Here is a 1,997-nt window from a genome sequence, read left to right on the forward strand (position 1 = left end):
CCGGCTGCACCGGCTGCGGGGGTGAGCCTCAGCCGCGGGTGGTCTCGGCCTCCTCGCGCGCGGGCTCGGGGTCCCAGCACTGCACGCCGCCGATGTCGGGCATCCGGTCCCGGGTGAAGACCGGCTCGGCGCCGGCGCGCCGCTGCCGCGTGTAGTCCTTGAGCAGCCGGAACGCGATGCCGCCGAGCGGCGCGATGGCCACGAGGTTGATCAGCGCCATGATCCCCATGGTGAGGTCGGCGAGGCTCCACACCACCTGGACCGAGCCGATGGCGCCGAGGAACACCATGAGGCACACCAGGGCGCGGTAGCCGGTGAGCACGCCGGGCGAGGCGGACAGGAAGCCGAGGTTGGACTCGCCGTAGTAGTAGTTGCCGAGCACGGAGGTGAAGGCGAGCAGGAACAGGATGACGGTCAGCGCGTGGATCGACCAGCCGCCGAGGTTGGCCTCCAGCGCCTCCTGCGTCATGCTCGGTCCGCGGTTCTCCCCGTAGACGGGGTCGGAGAGCAGGACGATGAAGGCGGTGGTGGAGCAGACGATGAGCGTGTCGAAGTAGACGCCCAGCGTCTGCACGAGCCCCTGCTTGACCGGGTGGCTGACCGACGCGGTGGCGCCCGCGTTGGGCGCCGAGCCCAGACCGGCCTCGTTGGAGAACATGCCGCGCCGCATGCCCTGCATGATGGCGGTGCCGATCCCGCCGGCCACGATCTCACCCAGGCCGAACGCGCTGCCGACGATCTGCGCGACGACGCCGGGCACCTCCTGGATGTTCATGGCGACGACGACCAGGCCGAGCAGGATGTAGAGCAGGGCCATGAACGGCACCAGCGCCTGCGCGACGTGCGCGATCCGGCGGACGCCGCCGAACACCACCAGGCCGGTGACCAGCGCCAGCGCCAGGCCGATGACCGCGCTCAGCATCGGGCCGGTGCTCTGCACGCCCACCGCCTCGACGGAGCTGGTGATGGCGTCGGCGATGCTGTTGGCCTGCACCGTGTTGAACACGAAGCCGAAGGTCAGCGTGATGACGACGGCGAACAGCACGCCCATCCACCTGCTGCGCAGGCCGTACTGCATGTAGTACGCCGGGCCGCCGCGGAAGCCGGTCCGGTCGCGCACCTTGTACAGCTGGGCCAGCGTGGACTCGACGAAGCTGGCGGCGCCGACGACGAGCGCCATCGTCCACATCCAGAACACCGCGCCGGGCCCGCCCAGGGCGATGGCGGTGGCCACGCCGACGATGTTGCCGGTACCGACCCGCGCCGCCGCCGAGATGGCGAACGCCTGGAAGGACGAGATGGCCTTCTTTCCATCGGGCGCGGTCTCGGCCGGGTTGCCGAGCACCCGGAACATCTCCGGCAGGAGCCGCAGCTGCACGGCGCCGGAGCGCACGGTGAAGTACACCGAGACCACGACGAGCAGCGGGATGAGCAGATAGCTCCAGAACACGTCGCCAGTGGCGACGATGCCGTTGTTCACAGCGTCCACGCGGGGACCAACTCCTTGGGGGCGGTCGCGGCCGGGGCGGCCACGGAAAGGGCTTCGAACCGGAAAACACCGACAACTCTCAAAAAGAGTCGACATTTCCCAACGGGGCAGAATACTTGCCCCGAGATCGCCCCTCAGCCGCAGGTAGAACCCGGCTGTCCCGACCGCGTGGAACGGACGACCGAAATACCCGATCGACCGTCCGCGGCCGGCGCCGCGACGCCGGCCGGCCCGGCCGCACGCCCGCTCTACCGGCCCGGTCGGCGCACGTGCCGCGGGCTCCGGGGCTGCGGCGCGGAGGCGCTCCGCGGCATCGCGCCCCCTCGCGGCGTGGCTGCCGGGGATCGCGCGGGCGCCCGGGAACACGCGCGCGGCGGACGCCCCCAGGACGCCCGCCGCCAACCGCCAACCTGCCCGGCCCCACCTCAGCCGGTCCGCACCACCATCTTCCCGACATTGCCACCGCGCAGCATCGAGATGAACGCCTCCGGGGCGTTCTCCAGGCCGT

At 71.1% G+C, this 1,997-nt stretch carries 1 protein-coding gene; it reads right to left on the reverse strand.

Features of this window, described 5'->3' with window-relative positions; all coding sequences use genetic code 11:
- Positions 1–28: 28 nt before the first annotated feature.
- Complete coding sequence (locus tag DEF28_RS26335; protein ID WP_114400834.1) at positions 29–1,489, reverse strand: alanine/glycine:cation symporter family protein; 1,461 nt, start codon at positions 1,487–1,489, stop codon at positions 29–31.
- Between the last annotated feature and the right edge of the window lie 508 nt (positions 1,490–1,997).

The organism is Marinitenerispora sediminis, assembly GCF_003336425.1.
Classification (GTDB): domain Bacteria; phylum Actinomycetota; class Actinomycetes; order Streptosporangiales; family Streptosporangiaceae; genus Marinitenerispora; species Marinitenerispora sediminis.